Annotated in this window: 18 protein-coding genes and 1 tRNA gene; 7 read left to right on the forward strand and 12 right to left on the reverse strand. The window is 42.9% G+C overall.

The features are described from left to right. Window position 1 precedes the first annotated feature (1 nt). The 12 genes from WHS63_RS01730 to WHS63_RS01785 all read right to left on the reverse strand — a co-directional run bounded on the left by WHS63_RS01730 (window position 2) and on the right by WHS63_RS01785 (window position 12116). Complete coding sequence (locus WHS63_RS01730) at window positions 2-433, reverse strand: nitrophenyl compound nitroreductase subunit ArsF family protein (protein ID WP_445203614.1); 432 nt, start codon at window positions 431-433, stop codon at window positions 2-4. 2 nt (window positions 434-435) lie between these two features. Continuing rightward, a complete protein-coding gene (locus WHS63_RS01735; protein ID WP_445203615.1) occupies window positions 436-678 on the reverse strand; it encodes a thioredoxin family protein in 243 nt (80 codons plus the stop codon). A gap of 28 nt (window positions 679-706) precedes the next feature. Continuing rightward, window positions 707-1057 carry an ArsR/SmtB family transcription factor gene (locus tag WHS63_RS01740; RefSeq protein ID WP_445203616.1) on the reverse strand — a complete coding sequence of 117 codons (351 nt, stop codon included), beginning with the start codon at window positions 1055-1057 and terminating at the stop codon, window positions 707-709. Between the two features lie 796 nt (window positions 1058-1853). Continuing rightward, a complete protein-coding gene (locus WHS63_RS01745; protein WP_445203617.1) occupies window positions 1854-2684 on the reverse strand; it encodes a hypothetical protein in 831 nt (276 codons plus the stop codon). 141 nt (window positions 2685-2825) lie between these two features. After that, window positions 2826-3323 carry an RNA polymerase sigma factor gene (locus WHS63_RS01750; protein WP_369489305.1) on the reverse strand — a complete coding sequence of 166 codons (498 nt, stop codon included), beginning with the start codon at window positions 3321-3323 and terminating at the stop codon, window positions 2826-2828. A gap of 238 nt (window positions 3324-3561) precedes the next feature. Beyond that, window positions 3562-4452 carry a MerR family transcriptional regulator gene (locus tag WHS63_RS01755; RefSeq protein ID WP_369489306.1) on the reverse strand — a complete coding sequence of 297 codons (891 nt, stop codon included), beginning with the start codon at window positions 4450-4452 and terminating at the stop codon, window positions 3562-3564. A 65-nt stretch (window positions 4453-4517) separates the two neighbouring features. Then, complete coding sequence (locus WHS63_RS01760) at window positions 4518-5159, reverse strand: O-methyltransferase (protein ID WP_445203618.1); 642 nt, start codon at window positions 5157-5159, stop codon at window positions 4518-4520. A 2-nt stretch (window positions 5160-5161) separates the two neighbouring features. Continuing rightward, the gene (locus WHS63_RS01765; RefSeq protein WP_445203619.1) at window positions 5162-6382 is read right to left on the reverse strand and encodes a M16 family metallopeptidase; all 1221 of its coding nucleotides are present in this window, start codon (window positions 6380-6382) and stop codon (window positions 5162-5164) included. Window positions 6383-6716: 334 nt separating this feature from the next. Next, the gene (amrS, locus tag WHS63_RS01770; RefSeq protein ID WP_445203620.1) at window positions 6717-7841 is read right to left on the reverse strand and encodes an AmmeMemoRadiSam system radical SAM enzyme; all 1125 of its coding nucleotides are present in this window, start codon (window positions 7839-7841) and stop codon (window positions 6717-6719) included. 12 nt (window positions 7842-7853) lie between these two features. Then, window positions 7854-10268 (reverse strand): hypothetical protein, encoded by a 2415-nt coding sequence (locus tag WHS63_RS01775; RefSeq protein WP_445203621.1) that lies wholly within the window; start codon window positions 10266-10268, stop codon window positions 7854-7856. A 10-nt stretch (window positions 10269-10278) separates the two neighbouring features. Continuing rightward, window positions 10279-11808, reverse strand: coding sequence for an AmmeMemoRadiSam system protein B (gene amrB, locus WHS63_RS01780; protein ID WP_445203622.1), 1530 nt, complete (start codon window positions 11806-11808; stop codon window positions 10279-10281). 232 nt (window positions 11809-12040) lie between these two features. Beyond that, window positions 12041-12116 (reverse strand) — tRNA-His (locus WHS63_RS01785). 121 nt (window positions 12117-12237) lie between these two features. Here WHS63_RS01785 and WHS63_RS01790 point away from each other — a divergent pair. The 7 genes from WHS63_RS01790 to coaD all read left to right on the forward strand — a co-directional run bounded on the left by WHS63_RS01790 (window position 12238) and on the right by coaD (window position 20072). Next, window positions 12238-13539: an oligosaccharide flippase family protein gene (locus WHS63_RS01790; protein ID WP_445203623.1), complete on the forward strand. Its 1302-nt coding sequence runs from the start codon at window positions 12238-12240 to the stop codon at window positions 13537-13539. A gap of 145 nt (window positions 13540-13684) precedes the next feature. Further along, on the forward strand, window positions 13685-14344 hold the full coding sequence (locus WHS63_RS01795; protein ID WP_445203624.1) for a DNA alkylation repair protein: 660 nt from the start codon (window positions 13685-13687) through the stop codon (window positions 14342-14344). Between the two features lie 64 nt (window positions 14345-14408). Next, window positions 14409-15164 (forward strand): Bax inhibitor-1/YccA family protein, encoded by a 756-nt coding sequence (locus tag WHS63_RS01800; protein ID WP_445203625.1) that lies wholly within the window; start codon window positions 14409-14411, stop codon window positions 15162-15164. Between the two features lie 111 nt (window positions 15165-15275). Further along, window positions 15276-15536: a type B 50S ribosomal protein L31 gene (locus tag WHS63_RS01805; protein ID WP_369489318.1), complete on the forward strand. Its 261-nt coding sequence runs from the start codon at window positions 15276-15278 to the stop codon at window positions 15534-15536. 102 nt (window positions 15537-15638) lie between these two features. Further along, complete coding sequence (locus WHS63_RS01810) at window positions 15639-16829, forward strand: GlmU family protein (RefSeq protein ID WP_445203626.1); 1191 nt, start codon at window positions 15639-15641, stop codon at window positions 16827-16829. A 196-nt stretch (window positions 16830-17025) separates the two neighbouring features. Then, window positions 17026-19482, forward strand: a complete 2457-nt coding sequence (gene lon, locus WHS63_RS01815; protein ID WP_445203627.1) for an endopeptidase La — start codon at window positions 17026-17028, stop codon at window positions 19480-19482. Between the two features lie 119 nt (window positions 19483-19601). Next, on the forward strand, window positions 19602-20072 hold the full coding sequence (coaD, locus tag WHS63_RS01820; RefSeq protein ID WP_445203628.1) for a pantetheine-phosphate adenylyltransferase: 471 nt from the start codon (window positions 19602-19604) through the stop codon (window positions 20070-20072). Window positions 20073-20075: the final 3 nt, after the last annotated feature.

Consider the following 20075-nt stretch of genomic DNA (forward strand, 5'->3'; position numbering starts at 1 on the left):
GCTAACCCTTGATGAGTTTTTTAACTTCGTTGGATAGCTCCTCCCTGAATTTATCGGGGTTGCGACGTGCTGTTCCAAATGCCATGTTAGTTAGGTTAATCACCTTATCGCCCTTTACAAGCAGCAGCGATGAACCATATACTCCATACTTTTCGCAAATCTGCTTGTTTCGTCCTTCGTCGGCATTAATAACCTGTAGCTCTACCTTTCCTTCTTCTGACTCTTTTTTTAGGTTTATTTCAAAGGTGGCTTTGGTTTCGTTTTCAATGGTTATACAAGTTGGACAGCGATGTTCACCATGGAAGTAGTAAACGGTAACAGGATTACCACTGCCATCGGTGCTTGCAATAGTGTTTTTTTCGCCCGAATTTCCCATGCAGCTTGCAATGGTAAAACTTGCCACTGCAAGCAAAAAGTATTTTAGCGCTTTCATATTTACTGCTGGTTTTTGGTTATAATTTCCTTTAGTTCCTTAGCATCGGGAACTCGGCCCGATAGAACAACCTTCTCGTTAATAACAAGCGCTGGGGTACGCATAACTCCGTAGTTCATTATGTCCACAATGTCCTCAACCTTTTTGATGGTTGCCTGAACTCCTAGCTCATTAATTGCATTCTGGGTAGCCTGTTCAAGTGCCTTGCACTTGGGGCATCCTGTTCCTAAAACCTTTATTTCCATTGACTGTAGTTTTAATGGTTTAACATTATTATTTTGATTTTCCGGCATTTGTGCTACATGAATTTGTGTTTACAGCCTCCCAGGTATTACTATTAAAAAAACGGTCGAATATTTTACGGGCTTCATTCCATGCCTCGGGGCGGATACAGTACTTGATTTTGGGCGGATTGAACTCCCCTTGTATCAGGCCTGCCTCGCGCAGCTCAGTTAGGTGCTGCGATAGCGTACTGCGGGCTATTGGCAGGTCGTTTACAATATCGCCGCTGTAACAGCAGCTTTGCTGCGAGAGTATCTGGAGTATCTGCACCCGTACTGGATGGCTAAGCGCTTTGGCGTAACGCGCCAGTTTTACTTGTTCCTCGGTATAATTACTTTTCATCTTTCTCCAAAAAATTCTTGGCAAGTATACAAATATTTTGTATTTCGTAAAAATACGAAACGGATTTTTTTAAACTTTTTATGGATCTTGTTTATAAATCAATCCCTTTTGGTGAAACTACCCGTTGGCTTTCATGATAGGATGCCAGAAAACTTGGGCCATTTTAGAAAAATTTCATAGTTCATTAACTCTGAAATATGCAGTTAAGCCTATTTTAAAATGCAATAGATTCGAGAAAGTTTGTTGAGAAAATTGATTGATAAGTGATAAGTTTAGCACTTGCGGCTTAATGGACATATTTCAGGCTGACATGGCGCTTAACTCCAATAACTATCGAACTTTGGAGAATTTGAAAGCCTTGAATGAAAAATTTGCTTTTTTTCAAATTGTCAAGCTGAAAACAAAAAGAAATGCTTTTAAATGGGTTTTATAAGGCATCTGCTCTTGGAATAGTCGATATTAATGGTTAACAAGTGCCAGCCCTCAAGAAAATCTATGTTAGACAATTCGGGTATTCCTTACAGGTTACTCTCCAGGCAAGCCCGTTTATGCTTACCAGACATTTAAACGTAAGACTATTAACTTAATGCAACTTTTTAAAATCACCTAAAATTAAAAAAGCCTGAAAAATGTCCATTAGAACAGATTATCTAAAAAATAGCCTGAATTTTGTCCATTACGCCGCACTTGCAATATCGTGCACAAAACTAGCAACTGGTCATTATAAAATTCTTTTAAAGAATAGATCTTGCTTGGTAATGGGCGAGCAAATGGGGTAAGGCCAGGGTTTTAGGAGTTAGTAGCTAATCTTTCGTGTGATTTTGTACTCTAGCTTTTTATCCCTAACCTTATTATTCTTGGTTACCCTGCATTGGTAGGTGAGTTTTTCAGTCCAATTCCCGTAGCTGTCGTATGTATACTCGTAAAAGTAACCCTGCTCCATTTTACTGTTGGGGAGTGCTTCCAGCACAATATCGCCGTGTGAGTTAAACTCGCGCTTTATGGCTGAAGGTGGCTCAGGCAGTTTAGGGTCGAGTGGGTAGGTGGCTGCACCTATAAACTGTTCGTTTGATTTGTAGCTAAGTACCCTTATAGTATTGTTTTGGGGGAGATAAGCAATCCGTTCCTTTCCGGTTAGCACGTTTTTTTCGTTAAAAACCAGCACCTCGGTAATTTTAAGGTCTTTGTCGGGGATTACTTGTGCCCGTTGTTTAAGCTGATTCTCAAAAAACAATGATATCTCTTCAAGTACTCCAGAGGTGTCGTTATAGGTTAGCAGGATTTGCTCGTTGATCCATCCCTTAAAATTCATGAACTGCCTGTTTACCTTTTTGGTGAGTTCACCTTTTGCATTATACTCCCATTGGCTTTCACCCATAATTCCACCTGCTTTGTTGTAACGTTTTTCGCTAACAATCTTCCCGTTGGAGTTGTACTGTTTTACTATTTTAAAGTAACTCGGAGTTCCGCTTTTGGGAATAAGCAACTCATGTACTTCCTCCACCTTACTGAACGATGGGCCTTTCGATTCGGGTGCAAGGGAACTAAAGTATACGTCAATCACCGGCTGCGAAGCCAATGTGAGCGGGAAAAGTAAGAATGTGATTACAATAAGTTTTAGTTGCATTACACCTTATGTTTACTGCAAATATAGCAATTCCATTATTTCCACTTTAAGATATTTTTGGGTTCGTGTAAGTAATCGCTTTTGTAAAATGAAAGAGCGCTACACAAGTAGCGCTCTTTTCGGGACGGATACCGAATTATCCTACTCGTAGTCCTTTAAAACATTCATCAGTTTTTGCCTGGAGAAGAAGATTCGGCTTTTAACGGTACCAATTTTAAGGTTTAGCTTTTCGGCTATCTCCTTGTACTTGTAGCCCGATGTGTGCATCTGAAAGGGGATGCGGAACTCATCGTCGAGCTCATTAATCTTTTTGCTTATCTCGCTGTGCGAGTACATGGCATCGGGGCCAAAGCTGTCGGGTTTGCTGTTTATTAGGAATTGGTTGGTGCTGCCATCAAAGGTGGTGCTCTGCTTTACCGATTTGCGGTAGTTGTTTATGAAGGTGTTCTTCATTATAGTAAATGTCCACGCCTTGATATTTGTGTTATCCTCAAACTTATCCTTGTAGGTTAAAGCTTTAAGGTAAGTTTCCTGTAACAAATCGCGAGCATCCTCGCGGTTTGCTGTGAGACTGTATGCAAATCGCTCCAGATTTGGCTCCAGCTCTATGAGTGCTTGGTTGAATTCTTGCTGTGACATATGATTTGGTTTTTATTTGGACTAGTTAAAATTAATTTGTTGAAACAAATTTAGAATTAATCTAAACAATGTGCAAGATGATATTTATCAATTGATACAAAACTTTTATGGGTTCTAAATAAGTTTATGGCAACTTGATTGTTTTGGTTGGCGTTGAATGAATTTGTCTAAATAGCATGCAAAGAAAAAATCCCGCCAGGGGCGGGATTTATAACGTTAATTAGCTTATTTGGGGTGGTTACTTAATTATTGTTGGGTCGAGTCGGGCAATTATCTTCATCAGGTCTTGAGCCGATGAAACGTAGGTAAGGTACGATGGACCGCTTTTCTCCGTAAAAGCATGTCCGGTTGCAATAATCTCCACATCGGGTAATGCCTTCTTCATGGGCTCAAAGGCCTCGTCCATATCGGCACTAACAAACGATGAAAGCGATGTAAACACCATTTTGCAGCCTAAGTCCTTGGAGCACCTAATAACATCGTCGATTGGTGTCGATTGGCCAAGGTAAATGGTCTTATAGCCTGCATTTTTTGCTATATAGGCGAAATATAGTAGTCCAATCTCATGGAATTCGCCTTCGGGTAGGAAGAAGATGATTGGTGTTGTTTTCCCAATTTCGGGTTGTTTGCAGGTGCGGTAAAGGTGGCTAAGTAAATTCCGAATTACGTTACTGGCAAAGTGTTCGTGTGTTGTAGTTATTGCTCCGGTTTGCCATAGGTCGCCAAGCCTTTGGAGATAGGGCAGAACCAGATTCTCAAATGTATACTCAATTCCATGCTTCTCGGACCATTCGCTGATGTGTTTTAGCAATTCGGTTTCATTGTACTGTATGGTGGCTGTAATCATGGGTTCAAGGTTGATATTGCCCATGCGGTGGTCCGATACAAACTTGGAGGCTAGGTCCGAAAGCTCTTCAAGCGACATGCTTGCCAGCTTGCTAATCCTAAAGCCGCGTTTAAGCAGTAACGATAGGTTAATGATAAACCTTAAATCGTTATCGTCGTAGCGGCGGATATTGGTGTCGGTTCGTTGGGGTGAAAAAATATTGTAGCGCTTTTCCCACATCCTTATGGTAGATGCTCTTATTCCTGAGAGCAACTCCATTTGCCTAATAGTGTATTGAGCCATTTTGCTAACTGCTAAAAGTGTTTATCGGTTTAACGCTAAAATGGTTAAAAGGTTTAACAAAATTATCAGAATTTTTTTCTAACAATCATCATTCCATCACGAATAGGCAGCAATACATTTTCAAGGGTGGTGTTTTCCTGAACCATTTTGTTGAACTGTCGGATTGCTTTTGTTTGCTCGTCGGTGCATGTTGGGTCAGCCACCTTGCCATTCCATAAAACATTATCGGCTATCAGGAATCCACCTGCGTTTAATTTTTCTGTACATAAGTTCAAGTACTGTGGATACTCCTTTTTCTCACCATCAATGTATATCAAATCGTATGTGTGGGGAAGGCCGGGGATTACTGTAAGGGCGTTGCCAATGATAAGGTTAACCTTGCTGGAGACCCCTGCTTTAGCAGTATAATGTTCAATGGTTTCCTGCAGCTCATCGTTTACCTCAATGGTGTCGATGTATTTGCCTGCTGGAAGCGCTTTTGCCATGCAAATGGTTGAGTAACCTGTAAATGTACCAATCTCAAGTATACGATTTGGGCGTACCATCTGGCAAATCATCTCAATGAATTTACCCTGAACGGGGCCGCTTATCATGCGTGGGTTATAGGTGGTAAGGAATGTATGGCGGGTTAGCTCATGGAGCACCTCATCCACCGGGGTAGTGTGGCTTTCGAGGTATTTGTCAATCTCATGGTTTGTGGTATACATGGCTACTTGTATATTAGCATCGACAGCCTATTGGGGCTAAGTATTTCATTGGCAATCTCCATAACCTCCAACGACGTTATCTCCTCAATTCTTTTGAACACGTTCTGAATGTTATCGGGGCGTTCGTAAACCAAAATGCTTTTGGCCGTGGAAATCATTAGGTTTTCCCCGCTTTCGGCACCAATGGCCAGTTGGCCGATAAGTTGTTTTTTAGCTTTGGAGAGCTGCAGTATACCCATCCGTTTATTTCGTAGGCCATCCAGTTCCTGAAGAATAAGTTCAATTGCCTTATCGGTATCAGCCTTATCGGTGCCAAAGTAAATGGTAAATATACCGGTATCGCTGTATGGAGTGTACGACGATTCCACATTGTAGGCCAAGCCATGCCGTTCACGGAGCGCCAGGTTGAGCCTTGAGTTCATTCCAGGACCTCCAAGGATGTTGTTTACCAGGTGCATTGCAATACGGTTTGGGTTATGCAGGTCGTACGCAGTAGTGCCAACAATGCAGTGCGATTGGTAGGTTGATTTTTTTAGAGTTTTTCTTTGTGGTAAGTATTCGGTAATAGGAAGCCTTTTGTAATTACGGGTGTTTGGGTGTATGCCACCAAAATACTTTTCGGCAAGCTTAACTATCCGATTAAATGGGATGTTTCCAATTGAGCAAAAAACCATCTCGTCGGTGTTATAGGTGCGTCCCATAAAATCGACAATGTGTTTTCTGGTAAACTTCCCAAGCTGCTTTTTTGTACCTAAAATATTTCGCCCAAAGGGGTGGTTGGGGAAAATTAACTCCTCAAAATCATCAAAAATTAATTCGGAAGGCGAATCGTGGTATGAGTTTATCTCATCAACAATTACTTCCTTTTCCCGCTTGAGCTCTTTCTCCGGGAAAGTGCTATGGAACATAATGTCGGCCAGTAACTCAACTGCGCGGGCGAAATCTTGCTTGAGGAACGTGGCATGAATAACTGTTTCCTCCTTGGATGTGTAAGCATTTAGGTCGCCACCCACATCCTCCATACGGCTCATGATGTGAAATGCCTTGCGTTTTTTTGTTCCCTTAAAAATTACATGCTCAATAAAATGGGCCAGGCCATGCTCATGATCGAACTCGTCGCGTGTGCCGGTATTTACCATTATGCAGCAGTATGCCACTGGCGAATCGGTTCGTTTATGGGCAAGTCGTATCCCGTTTTGTAGTGTATAGAGTTCAAATTCCATTCCCGCAAAATAATCTGCAAACCTATTACATTAAAATGGTTTTGCAAAAATATTCGCAAACACAAGTGAAGCTGGCTTATGCGTTTAAGGTTTAACTTGATTGCAGAAATAGTAATCGAAAATGTTTGAATGTTTGCTTAAAATTGACCCGCTCGCGCGGATTTGTAATCCGTGCAATTATTTTAAAAGGTGTTTTCAATGAAGCCCAGCTCGAATAAGTAAAAAAGTGTAAGAAGTATTTGTCACGGGCTACAAGCCCGAGCCAGCAATGAGTGGCGTATGCCGCACGCGTCCGCAGACGCGAGTGAGCAAGGGGAGCAGTGCGTTGAAATGGCTATGACCATCGCCCGTTAATTTTTGCTCCACACCAGCCGCATTTCCCATTGTTAAGGTTAACAAGTGCTACATTGTATCCCTTACGTTCCACAACCACCTTACCGCATGATGGGCAAATGGTATCGCCCGATCCGGGCAGAGCTATATTGCCTATGTAAACATATTTCAACCCACACGATTGGGCAATCTCTCTTGCCTTAATCAGCGTTGATGTTGGTGTTTGTGGGAGCTGGGTAAGCTTGTATAACGGGAAGAACCGGCTAAAATGCAACGGCACTTCGGAAAATCCATTACTTGCCAGCCATTGGCACATCTTACGTATCATGGCATAATCATCGGTCCATGTGGGTATAACCAGGTTGGTTATTTCAACCCAAACGTTCATCTCGAGCAGTGTGCGTAAGGTGTTAAGAATAGGCTCCAGGGTTCCTGCATTAAGCTTTAGGTAGATTTCATTACTAAACGATTTCAGATCGATGTTGGCGGCATCAATCCTTTTTGCGAGTTCGCGTAGCGGTTCCTCGTTTATGTAACCGTTCGATACTAGTACATTGCCTATGCCCTTTTTCTGAGCAATTCCAGCGGTTTCATACATGTATTCGTAAAAAGTAATTGGCTCTGAGTAGGTGTATGCTATGCTTTTGCATCCATTGCGCTTGGCCTGCTCAACCACCTGTTCGGGGAATAGTTCTGCATTTCGGGTATCCTTGGGGCTGCTTTGCGAGATCTCCCAGTTCTGACAGTTTAGGCAACCAAAGTTACAACCAGCCGTTGCAATGGAAAACGATTTGCTTCCCGGGTAGTAATGGTAAAGCGGTTTCTTCTCAATGGGATCGATATGCACAGCGCACGGATTTCCGTAGGCAATGGTGTATAGCTTTCCGTTGTAGTTAACCCGGTTGCGGCACTGACTGGTTTCTCCGGGACGAATATTGCACTCATTGGGGCAAAGGTTGCAACGCATACCGCGCGGAGTGGGTGTGTAAAACATGGCCTCGCGGCTCCACTTCCAGGGTTTATCGTCCAATCCAAATGCCGATAGGCTTAAGTATCGCAGAGCCATTAAACCACCGGTAGCTAATAGGCTCCTTTTTAGGAATTCGCGGCGCGATATCTTTTCCATGGTGTGAATTTTTTAAACTTTAAGAAACAGGTAAATGCCAATGAAAACCAATAATACCGCAATGCTTGAGAGAAATCCAATTGATGGTATTAGTAAAAGTGTAACAATTACAATGCCAGCAGCCGATCCCATAAGGTCGGCAGCATAGGTTTTGGCAGGTTGGTTGGGGTTAGAGTTTGAATTCTCGGTAATACTAATATACAGGTAACCAACACTAAACGAAGCAATGAGTATTCCTGCACTTACAATGGCTATTAATAGCCAAATTTCCACATGCATCATAGTTATAAAAAGGGCAAAAAGAATAATAAATGAACCGATTAGTGAAATTTTTATGTGTTTAGGTTTTATACTGATTACCTTCCCGTTTGCCATTGAGCCTAGCGCAAGTCCTCCCATGAAAAGGGCAATCATTGCGCCAAGCGTGCCGTAAAGTAAGCCGGCTGCAATTTGTAGAGTTAATAGGTAAAGGGTTTGGATAGCCGATCCGGCAAATCCTACAGCATACATCGCGCGAAGGTGGTAGTTAGTAACAAAGAAAGGGATAAGCAAAAGGACGACTCCAACGGCCATAAGTAGCCAAACCTTATCGCCAAACATCGATAGGTACCCTAGCGTGTTTTGCAATACCGGCCAAGGATGATTATCGGTGTTTATTTTCTGGGTTGATTGGGTTTGCTCATGAAAGAAATGGTTACGCTGAGCAATGTGCTCATCGTTGATGTAATCGGGGCGTACGTATAAGTTGGCTTCGCCAATATTTTGCTCGCTTAGTAATTGAGCCATATCAATACGTATAGTGCTATCCGATGCAAGCAGGTAATCGCGCTCGCCGCTTATTACCTCTACTTTACGGAAAACGCTCTTAAAAGTAGCTGCTATCGACGTGTAGGCCTTTTGCTTTGGTGCCGATGGGTAGTTCCCAATACCTGAAAGGCTAATACTTAAAACCCCATCTGCTGTTAAGTGCTTCTTTAAAAGTTTAAGGAATTCAATGGTATAGAAACGGTTTTGTTCAAGCGATGTTGGCTCGGGCGTTGTGATAATTGCAATGTCGTACTTTTCCGATAATTTTCTCAAAAAACCACGAATGTCACTATTAGTAATTTTAGTATTGTCCGGGAAATCAACCTTACAATAGTTTTGACTCATCCTTAAAAGATGGGGATTAGGTTCTACATAATCTACTTTTACAAGCTTGTACTTTTTCAATTCATCAATCAGACCCGCATAACCTCCCGATACCAGTAAAACCTTACTGGGCATATAGCGTTGCGCCATGGTGTAATGCACTACTTCCTCGCAGTAAATGGTATTTTGCGTGCCAAAAAGCATTGTTCCATTTTCGAAAAAATTGAGTTGATCCTCCGACCCGGTCACGGTTATACTTCCATGGGGCGAATCGGTTACCGATACTACCTTCTGCCCCGGAAAAAGCAACGACTCCGCTTTAATATCAAAATTTAATATTTTTACTGATATGCCTATTGTTAAAAGCGCCAATGGAAATGCAAGTCTGGCAAAATTTTTAAGGGGGTAGGCTATGATTAAACTTGCTAAAAAACCAACCGCTATTGCTGCAATGTATGTATTAAAAATCCAGATAATTACAAGCGATAGCAAAAGTCCCCCTGCCAAACTTCCTAATGCTTCGTAAGCATAAATGGATGAGTATTCCGATTTTAATTGTTTGGTGAGCAAGGCGTAAACCATGCCCGATGGGAAAGCGGTGGGAGTCATCATTACGACAATCATCACCATAACATGGTAAGGTGGAATAAGCACTCCCGACGGGAAAAAGGTTTGCCTGATTTCGCCCGATAAGAAAATGAAAATTATGGCTGAGAGAAACATAAACCCTAGTGCCATTCGGGTTAACTTTTGGGGGTTTATCCCGTTTCCCGTTCGGCTTCCGGCAATGGCACCCGCAGCCGACAGTAGCATCCAAATACCTATTATCCATGTTATTAGGAACTCGTTCCCCTGGAATACCTTAGTGAACTGCCTAATCAGCAGTACCTGAAGCGATACCGAGAGTAGTCCAAGTGCAAAAGCTGACTTTACAAGTTGCTGCTTTGTATTAACCGTTGCTGTTTTGGTTTGCCTACCCCTAAACAAAAGGTATTTGCTGAAGTACCCCCTGTGCCAAAGGGTATGAATGAATGCCACCACGCTCATGGCAATCCCAAGCTGAACGTGCCACTGTAGTATGACCTTTACAAAACTCCACCCCAGCTTATAGTTTATATTGATTGTTAGTAGAATTCCAAGAATGGCACAGCCAAGGAATACAAACAGCAGAGCAAAGTTCCAGAACTTCCTATGGGTAGAAAAAGATATAATGCCTGCTTGCACCATTAGGCTGCCAAGTAGATAATATATGGTGATGGCTAACAAAATGGGAATCAGGAGGTAGGGTGAACTCATGAGTGGCAATCTACTTTAAGCCCAGTTCCTTCTCATCGAAAACAATGGCCTCGTAGGTAAATATTTCGGCATCGCGCCAGCCATCCCACCCAATACCAGCCTTGTCGCGTGCGCAGTAGCCAAGGAATTCTTCAAGCGACCATCGGGTTTCCTTTGCCACCTGTGGCAAAAACGTTCCGGAACGACCTCCTTTTTTGATATATATTCCATGCTTACCCAGTTCAATCTCCTTAATGTTGCTTATTCGTTTCATTGGGGTAAGAACCGAAATCTCAATATCAATATCGTTCAACTCATCGGCTGTTACCGATTCAAAACGGTAATCCTCAGTTGCCGCCGATATGGCCATGGCCATTACTACACGGTAGAGTGGGGTTGTGGTGGAAAAATTTCCAATGCATCCACGTAACTTACCGTGGTTGTGCAGTGTTACAAAGGCGCCGGCATTGGTTTTTAGGGTTGATGATAGTTTTGACTCATCGGGTGGTGTGGGGGTTTTCCCGGAAAGGTATTCGGTGATGGTTTTCCGTGCAAGTTTGAGTAACTCGCGTTTATCGTTGTCGGTTAGGTTGAAGTCTGCAGTTTTGGCTTGCTGTTGAATGGCAGCAATAGCCCAATAGCCTACAACCCTATCCTTGCCGCCGTAAGGCGAATCGCCGGAGTTCCTATACTTTATTGTTTTGTATGTAATACCCGGTTTCCCCTCGGTGATTTTCAAAAGTGTAAGCCCCGATGTCCATCCACACATGGCTGTTGCCAGGTCGTCGATACCGGCATTCTCGTTTCGGATTTTGGCTTTCATGAACTCTACAGGCGAGTTAGAGACAATGGCATGGGCCATATCGTCGTCGGTGCGGCGGGCATCCTCGTAAGAGGGGTAGTGTGAGAAGTCGGAACTGATTATGAAAAGATTATCGGGGTTAAGGTATGGTTCTAATGCTTCGGCCAAAAGGGTAACAGTGGCTTGCGATTCGCCACCAATAATAATGGGGATAATGGAAAAATCGTTTTTTAGCCAGTATTGCAGGAATGGCAATTGAACCTCAAGGCTATGCTCCTTGATATGTGGTTTAACATCATCCGTAAACACCTTATGGTTTTGAACCAGTTCGTTTGCCAAGGGGTCAATAGGAACCCTGCCTAGCGGCGTAATAAATGCCCCCTTGGTGTAAACGGCTGCTCCTGTAAAAAACATGGTGTGGCTCGATCCTATCAGGAAGATATGCTTGAACTTTTTATCCCTGTCAATTTGCCTATATCCGCTTGCAGCCACCTGACCGGAAAAAACGTAACCGGCATGAGGTACAATCAGGGCTAGGGGCTGAGCATCCAAAACCTTTTGTGCACTATCGAAGTAAGATTTCACCTCCTTTTCCAGCTGAGCTTTTGTGCCAGGATAAAATTGTCCTGCCACAGCTGGCTGCCTGTCGAAATCGTTAGGTTTATTCATATTCTGTCCGTTACACGATGTTTCGGTTACTATTAAAACTGTTAGCGTAAAAGCACATAGCTTTTTACTACGGTTAAGCAGATTATACATTATGCTAACGGTTTGGTATTTCCCCAAATTTACCCTTAGGATTGGGAAAAGTCAAGGGGAAACGACAGAAATGTTTAAGCAGGAATGGAATAGCGTTTTCAGCTGAAGCGGTTCCTCTAGGAGTACGTTCAGAAGTTTTGAAGAGGATGAAATGACCAGCAGAAAATTTGAAAATAATTTACCTGCAATTTTAAATCTATCAAAATAAAAAACCCGGCTTTTGGCCGGGTTTGGGTGGAAGATGGGACTTGAACCCACGACCCCCAGATCCACAATCTGGTGCTCTAACCAGCTGAGCTACATCCACCATGTCAATTGCGGCTGCAAAGGTATAAACATTTTTTCTAAATGCAAAAATGTTCAAAAGTAATTTGATTAAACGCTGTTTTGACATCAATTTTAATACCTTCGCATTAGCAAGTTATATTTATGTTTGGCCTTGCATCAAATTCAACACGCGCATTGCAAGCTTTTCAGGTAATGCGCTTTGTTGCCATGCTTACCATTGGGATAGCCATGGCAAGGCTTGGCTTTGGCAAAACTGCAATAGGAAACTATGAGGCGGTGCTCTTTATTAGCGGGCTACTTACTACATTTTGGGTTACAGGGCTAATTCAAGCATTGCTTCCGCTTTATCCCCGTAATAACGACATTTCAAAAGATGACAGTTTGTTTAATGCCTTTATGGTTATTTTGGGGCTTACTGTTTTGGCTTGCCTGTTTGCTACAGTTTTTACCGCAACTATTACTGGTTTTGCAGCCATTAATCATAGCCTTTTCCCCTTGATGCTACTTTACATGCTTTTGAGCACCCCTTCAACAATGGCCGAATACATTTACTTTCTGCACGGAAATTATAAGGCCATGCTATCGTATGGCATCATTACCTATGGCATTCAGATAATCCTTGTGGTTTTGCCTGTATTGTTTGGTTTAGATGTGGCATTTGCTGTATTGGGTTTGATAGTGGTATCGGCAGTCCGTTTTATTTGGTTAATATCGCTTTTAGTCCGTAATTCAAAATTCAGAGTTAATGTCGATTTTTTAAAGGATTACCTAAGCGATGGCATCCCGCTTTCCTTGAAATTCCTTATTAGCAGCTCAGGCTTATATATCGATCAGTTAATTATTGGATACTATTACGATTCATCAACCTTTGCGGTTTACCGTTTTGGAGCGCGCGAAATCCCATTGGCTACAGTTCTTGCAGCATCGTTAAGCAATTCCATGTTGGCCGATTTTGCCGACAGGCAAAGGCTGGGAAATACTCTCTTGAATCTTAAGCTGGAGAGTTCAAGGTTGATGCACATTCTTTTCCCTACCTCAATTGCTGCAATCCTTCTATCCCGATGGCTATTCCCCCTTGTTTTTGGGGCTGAGTTCCAGGAAAGTGCTAATGTTTTTATGATATACTGCTTAATTGTAATAAGCAGGGTTATATTCCCGCAAACGGTTACCCAGGGATTTCGTAAAAACGTGGCTGTACTATCCATTTCAATTGTTGAAATGATAATGAATATCATTCTGAGCCTTTTACTGGTTAAGTATTTTGGAATAAATGGAGTAGCAGCAGCAACGGTAATTGTATATGCCCTTGAAAAAGTGTTGCTTATGGCATACAACTCCTACCAGTTGAAAATTCCTTTACTTTCATATGTACCAGTAAAAATATTTTTGGCCTATTCCCTGTTAACGCTTTCCGTTTTTGCGTTTTCTTGGTTTTTCCTGTAAAACAGGCAGAAGGGTAAAAGCAATTAAGTGGAAAGTAACCAATCAAGCACCTTATTATAGTTGCGTTTTTAAATGTTGAACTATTTACCTCGAAACTTTGAAACGGCACTTTTTCAGTGTAATTTTGAGCAAAATTGGAGAGTTTATGGCATCGTTGGAAAAGGTCTTGGAGATAAAATCGCAGGTAATACACAGGGCTAATGGCGAAGTGGCAGAGAACATGCGTATGGCCGGTATTATTTACAAGGTGAACTATGGAGTTCCTATTCCTGAGCTCAAGGAGTTGGCAAAGCCCTATAAGGGCGACCATGACCTGGCGTTAGAGCTTTATGCCGAAGATATCAGGGAGTGTAAAATTCTGGCAAGCCTGATTGCCGACCCTGAAAGATTGACAGGTGAGCAGATTGATGAGTGGGCTGCGGAGTTTACCAACCCCGAAATTGTGGAACAGGTTTGCGGTAACTTGTTCTGGAAATCGGAATTTGCGCTTTCGCGTAGCATTGAATGGTGCCTAAGCAACGATGAGCTTTTGCGTAAAGCAGGTTTGCTAATTATTGCCCGTAAGGCATCCGATACAGCCATTAAAGAGAGTTTGCTTGAACCTTATATCGGCATCATTGAGAATATGGCCGAGGAGATGACCGATTTAACCCAGTCGGCAGCCCAGTTCGCCTTACGCGAAATTGCTAAACGCAGCCCTGAACTGGCTGCAAGGGTTTCGGAAACAGCCAGTAGGATGACCGAGTCGGAGAACGAACTGGCCGCTTGGGTTGGTAATGAGCTACTTTTTGAATTAACCGAATAATCTGCTACTTTTGCACGGCATAATTTTTGATTAATGCGTATTGAATTTTAAACAAGGTATTTGTATGAACTTAACTAAATCATCAAATCCTGCCCTATCGGACAGGATATTTTCAAAAGCCGGTTATGCTTCGGGTGCTGAGGTTATGACACTTCAGGGAACTTTGAATAAGGCATTGCTAATGCTTGGGCTGGTAATTCTGGGAGCAGCTTATACCTGGCGTATCTTTTTCGAGAGTGTCAACCCCGCATCGGTTGTTCCGTGGATGTTGGTTGGAGGAATAGGCGGTTTTATTACATCGCTGGTGGTGATATTTGCGCCCAAAACGTCACCTTACACTGCTCCGATTTATGCCTTGCTTGAGGGGATTTTCCTTGGTGGAATATCTGCCTACTTTGCATCATCGTATGGAGCTGGTATAGTAATGCAGGCAATTGGGTTAACCCTAGCCGTTTTCTTCCTGATGCTATTGGCTTACCGCAGCGGAACAATCAGAGCTACAGGTAAATTTAAGGTGATGGTTATAGCAGCCACTGGCGCTATTGCATTAACCTACTTTATTTCCTTTATACTCAGTTTCTTTGGCATAAGCTTGGGTTTTATTCATGGTAGCGGAACCTTTGGAATCATCTTTAGCCTAATAGTGGTTGGTGTTGCAGCGCTTAATATCATTATCGATCTCGATTTTATTGATAGGGCTTCAGCATCGGGTGCACCCAAGTTCATGGAGTGGTATGGAGCATTTGGCTTGATGGTTACCCTTATCTGGCTTTACATTGAAATTCTTAAACTGCTTGCCAAACTGAACAGGCGAAATTAAAACTTATCCGGATAAATCATTTTTTAGCTGCAATAGTTTGATATTTAAATATAAGTTGATAACTTTGCAGCCCATTAAACCGAAGTTGGAAGTAAACAAATTTATAATACAATGAAAAAGGGAATACATCCGGAAAATTACCGTCTGGTGGCATTCAAGGACATGTCCAATGAGCATGTATTTATCACCAAGTCGGCTGTGAACACCAAGGACACCATTACTATCGATGGAGTTGAGTATCCTTTGGTAAAGGTTGAAATTTCGAACACTTCACACCCATTCTACACCGGTAAAGTTAAGTTGGTTGACACCGCCGGTCGTGTGGATAAGTTCATGAACCGCTACAAAAAGCACATGGATAATAAAAAGTAATGTTGCTCAAATAATTCAGGAAAAGCTCTTAGGTATAAGAGCTTTTTTTGTTTTAAGAGGGTTACTTTTTTTGGTAACTTTGTTCAAAATAAATCGATTTATATGATTAACATCATAGTTCTTTTTGATGACCAAAGGCGCGACGATTTACTGCCTTTAACCTTTACCCGTCCGGTGGCTGAAATCCGCATGGGTATTCTTACCATATCCCAAAAGTGGTCAATGCTAACCGGGGCATCGGTTCACTATTTAACGCAGGATTACCTTCAGGCCAAATATCCAAATGCTCCCAAGGGGGAACCTGTTTTGTTTGTAAATGGAGGTGTTTGCCCCGATAGCAATTTGGTTGATAAAATAAGAGCGCTCAAGCCTAACCAGGCAATTGTTAAGGGCGACACGCTTATAGCGGCAATGCTTAACAGCACAGTGGACACTTTACCCGCAGCAGGCTTGTTCGAGAAGACGTTTGAGTATCCGGATGATATTCTCGAGGTCAAGTATCCCTGGGATATTTTCCGAAACAATGGCGAAGCCCTGGTTCGCGATTATAGCCTTATCACTAAGGGGCGGAAGTCGCAACCAATTTCAGCTACCAATACTGTTTTAAACCCTGATAATGTTTTTATTGAGGGGGGTGCTCGCGTGGAGTGCGCAATTCTTAATGCCGAAACTGGTCCGATATACATAGGGAAGGATGCCGAAGTAATGGAGGGTTCCATAGTGCGTGGCCCCTTTGCCCTTGGTGAGCATTCAGCGCTGAAAATGGGTGCAAAAATATATGGCCCAACCACCGTTGGTCCATACTGCAAGGTTGGCGGCGAGGTTAATAACAGCGTGTTTTTTGCTTTTTCAAACAAGGCTCACGATGGTTTTATCGGTAATTCGGTAATAGGAGAATGGTGTAATCTGGGCGCCGATACCAATAACTCAAACCTCAAAAACAATTATGCTTCTGTTAAGCTTTGGAGCTACCGAAAAAAGGGATTTGTTGATACCGGTTTGCAGTTCTGTGGGCTAATAATGGGCGACCATTCAAAATGTGGCATAAATACTATGTTTAATACCGGCACAGTGGTTGGTGTAAGTGCCAACATTTTTGGCGATGGTTTCCCCCGAAATTTTATCCCTTGCTTTTCGTGGGGAGGGGCGGCCGGCTTTACAACCTATCAACCCCAAAAAGCTTTTGAAACCGCCCGGATTATGATGTCGCGTCGCGATTTGCCTTTTACCGATATCGACAAGGAAATCCTACTAAAGGTTTTTGAGCTAACCCGAGAATACAGGATGTATTAAGGATAAAGGGAAAAGGATAAAGGATAAAGGTAAAGGATAAAGATTCAGGGTTTAATGGCCTGTACCGCTCTGGGGGGCAAGGTTTTAATACCAACAACCATCAACTACTTTTTGGCATAGCAATTGACCATATAGTAAGCTGGGTTAGTTTTACCCTTTAATGTGTCATATTGTCAGAAAATTGAGAGGAGATAAAATGAAGAAAAAGTTTGGACTATCAATACTAAATCAGCAAATGGACGATACTAACGATTCAGAAGTAAACTTTATACCCATTTTGGCAGAGGGCGAAGTGCCCGAGGTCAAAAAGGCAGATATCCCCGATGTGCTACCCATAATGGCATTGCGTAACACTGTTCTATTTCCCGGTGTACTGATGCCAATTACCGTTGGGCGGGAGAAATCGCTAAACCTAATTGCAAGTCTACCACCAAAAAAGAAAATAATTGGAGTGCTCTCGCAAGTCGATGCCCGTGTTGAGGATCCCTCATCAGGCGATCTTTTTAAGGTTGGCACCATTGCTCAGGTTATTAAGGTGCTTGAACTGCCCGATGGCAACTCGTCAGTTATACTTCAGGGATTATCGCGATTCCGTGTCGACCAATTTGTAAGTGAGGAGCCCTACTTTATGGCTCGCGTTCTGGAACTGGCTGAGCTTTTACCAAACGAGGACGATACAGAGTTCATAGCCTTAACCGAATCAATAAGGGATCTCACCATTCGAATAATACATCTTTCGCCAAATCTACCCAAGGAGGCTTCGTTTGCCATAAAGAATATCGATAACCCCAAAATGCTTGTGAACTTTATATCGGCAAATAGCGATATTAAGACTGATGAAAAACAAGCATTGCTTGAAGAGCATGACCTTAAGAGACGGGCTGAGCAGCTGCTACGGATTTTAACCCGTGAGCTGCAAATGCTTGAGTTGAAACACGATATTCAGAACAAGGTCAAGCACGATCTTGACCAGCAGCAGCGTGAGTATTTCCTTCAGCAGCAGATGAAAACCATTCAGGATGAGCTGGGAGGAAACCCCATTGAGCAGGAGATAAATGAGCTCAAGGAGCGCGCTAAGGCCAAAAAGTGGAGTAAGGAAGTTGCTGAACATTTTGATAAGGAGGTCAACAAGCTCAACCGTATGAACCCCATGGCCGGGGAGTATTCGGTTCAGCTGAACTACGTTCAGTTACTGCTCGACTTGCCGTGGAATGAGTACACCAATGACAATTTCAACCTTGATCATGCCAAAAATATCCTCGATGAAGACCACTTTGGCCTTGAGCAGGTAAAGGAGCGTATCCTGGAGCATTTGGCTGTGCTCAAGCTTAAAGGCGACTTAAAGGCGCCAATCCTATGCTTGTACGGGCCTCCGGGAGTGGGTAAAACCTCGCTTGGCAAGTCGGTTGCCAGAGCGTTGGGTCGAAAGTATGCTCGTATCTCGTTAGGAGGAATGCACGATGAGGCTGAGATTCGTGGTCACCGCAAAACGTACATTGGCGCCATGCCTGGCCGCATAATTCAAAGCCTGAAAAAGGTAAAATCGTCGAATCCTGTCATCATCCTCGATGAGATTGATAAGGTGGGTAAAGATTTCCATGGCGATCCCGCTTCGGCTTTGCTGGAAGTGCTCGACCCCGAGCAGAATAGCACATTCCACGACAACTTTGTAGAGGTGGAATATGATCTTTCAAAGGTGCTGTTTATTACCACTGCCAATACCGTGAGCACCATAAACCCTGCGCTACGCGACCGTATGGAAATGATTGAGGTTAGCGGGTACAGCTTGGAGGAAAAGGTCGAGATTGCTAAGCGCCATTTGCTTCCTAACCAGCTCAAGGAGCATGGCTTGAATAGTGATGCCTTGGAGTTGAGCGATAAAGTATTGGCAAAGGTAATTCAGGAATACACCCGGGAGAGTGGCGTTCGAAACCTGAACCAGAAAATTGCAAAGCTGGTTCGATACGCTACCCGTATGATTGCCTCGGAGCAAAAGTATAATCCCAAGCTAACCAATAAGGATGTTGAAAAGATTCTTGGAGTTCCGCGCTATACAAAGGAACTTTATCAAGGCAACGATATTGCTGGTGTTGTTACCGGGCTGGCTTGGACTGAAGTTGGTGGCGAAATACTTTTTGTGGAAACCAGTCTTAGCCGCGGTAAAGGTAATCTCACCCTAACGGGTAATCTGGGCGAGGTAATGAAGGAGTCGGCCATTCTGGCCCTTGAATATATTAAATCGCACGCCGATTATCTTGGAATTAAACACGAGGTTTTTGAGAAATGGAATGTGCACATCCATGTACCCGAAGGGGCAATCCCAAAGGATGGGCCTTCGGCTGGTATTACAATGGTAACCTCGCTAGCATCGGCATTTACCCAGCGTAAGGTTAGGGCAAACGTAGCAATGACTGGGGAGATAACACTTAGAGGCAAGGTGCTGCCAGTGGGTGGTATCAAGGAGAAAATACTTGCCGCTAAACGCGCCAACATTACCGATATCATTCTTTCGGCCGATAATCGCAAGGATGTTTCCGAGATTGATGCTGCATACGTTAAAGGGTTGAAATTCCATTACGTTAGCAACATCCACGAGGTGCTTGATTTAGCTTTGCTAAACGAGAAGGTAGATAAACCTATGAATATTGATTAGCCGTGAATATAATGCATGAAAAGACCCTGAATTAAGGGTCTTTTTTTGTTTATTAACTATTAAGTCGTCAATTTTACCTATAATTGTATGAAAATTGCTGGAGCTAAATAAACTTAGCCATGGAAAAAGTTGCCCTGTTTCCCGGTTCGTTCGATCCTATTACAGTCGGTCACGAATCAATTGTTTACCGATCATTATCACTTTTCGATAAGGTGATTGTTGCTATTGGCTATAATGCCAATAAAAAGGCTTTTTTCAGCATTGAAAAAAGGATTGCCATGATCCAAAAGGTGTTTGCTCAGGAGCCACGCGTTCAGGTGATTAGCTACGAGGGCCTTACCGTAGATCTTTGCAATAGGCTTGGCGTTCAGTACATCCTACGGGGACTACGTACTTCAGCCGACTTTGAGTTTGAACGTGCCATTGCGCAAGTGAATAAGCTTATGCACCCAAATATTGAAACGGTATTCATGCTTACTGCACCCCAGCACACACCCGTTAACTCAACCATTATCCGCGATATTCTTTTGCATAATGGTGACCCATCGCAGTTTATCCCCTCAGCCATTAATATCAAGGATTATCTTTAAGCT

Origin of the sequence: Tenuifilum sp., from assembly GCF_037481895.1 — a bacterium.
GTDB classification, from domain to species: Bacteria; Bacteroidota; Bacteroidia; order Bacteroidales; family Tenuifilaceae; genus Tenuifilum; species Tenuifilum osseticum.

Bases quoted from the DNA above. Each gene is read 5' to 3' on its own strand.
- WHS63_RS01730 (WP_445203614.1), bottom strand. From the start codon at position 433: ATGAAAGCGCTAAAATACTTTTTGCTTGCAGTGGCAAGTTTTACCATT.
- WHS63_RS01735 (WP_445203615.1), bottom strand. From the start codon at position 678: ATGGAAATAAAGGTTTTAGGAACAGGATGCCCCAAGTGCAAGGCACTT.
- WHS63_RS01740 (WP_445203616.1), bottom strand. From the start codon at position 1,057: ATGAAAAGTAATTATACCGAGGAACAAGTAAAACTGGCGCGTTACGCC.
- WHS63_RS01745 (WP_445203617.1), bottom strand. From the start codon at position 2,684: ATGCAACTAAAACTTATTGTAATCACATTCTTACTTTTCCCGCTCACA.
- WHS63_RS01750 (WP_369489305.1), bottom strand. From the start codon at position 3,323: ATGTCACAGCAAGAATTCAACCAAGCACTCATAGAGCTGGAGCCAAAT.
- WHS63_RS01755 (WP_369489306.1), bottom strand. From the start codon at position 4,452: ATGGCTCAATACACTATTAGGCAAATGGAGTTGCTCTCAGGAATAAGA.
- WHS63_RS01760 (WP_445203618.1), bottom strand. From the start codon at position 5,159: ATGTATACCACAAACCATGAGATTGACAAATACCTCGAAAGCCACACT.
- WHS63_RS01765 (WP_445203619.1), bottom strand. From the start codon at position 6,382: ATGGAATTTGAACTCTATACACTACAAAACGGGATACGACTTGCCCAT.
- amrS (WP_445203620.1), bottom strand. From the start codon at position 7,841: ATGGAAAAGATATCGCGCCGCGAATTCCTAAAAAGGAGCCTATTAGCT.
- WHS63_RS01775 (WP_445203621.1), bottom strand. From the start codon at position 10,268: ATGAGTTCACCCTACCTCCTGATTCCCATTTTGTTAGCCATCACCATA.
- amrB (WP_445203622.1), bottom strand. From the start codon at position 11,808: ATGTATAATCTGCTTAACCGTAGTAAAAAGCTATGTGCTTTTACGCTA.
- WHS63_RS01790 (WP_445203623.1), top strand. From the start codon at position 12,238: ATGTTTGGCCTTGCATCAAATTCAACACGCGCATTGCAAGCTTTTCAG.
- WHS63_RS01795 (WP_445203624.1), top strand. From the start codon at position 13,685: ATGGCATCGTTGGAAAAGGTCTTGGAGATAAAATCGCAGGTAATACAC.
- WHS63_RS01800 (WP_445203625.1), top strand. From the start codon at position 14,409: ATGAACTTAACTAAATCATCAAATCCTGCCCTATCGGACAGGATATTT.
- WHS63_RS01805 (WP_369489318.1), top strand. From the start codon at position 15,276: ATGAAAAAGGGAATACATCCGGAAAATTACCGTCTGGTGGCATTCAAG.
- WHS63_RS01810 (WP_445203626.1), top strand. From the start codon at position 15,639: ATGATTAACATCATAGTTCTTTTTGATGACCAAAGGCGCGACGATTTA.
- lon (WP_445203627.1), top strand. From the start codon at position 17,026: ATGAAGAAAAAGTTTGGACTATCAATACTAAATCAGCAAATGGACGAT.
- coaD (WP_445203628.1), top strand. From the start codon at position 19,602: ATGGAAAAAGTTGCCCTGTTTCCCGGTTCGTTCGATCCTATTACAGTC.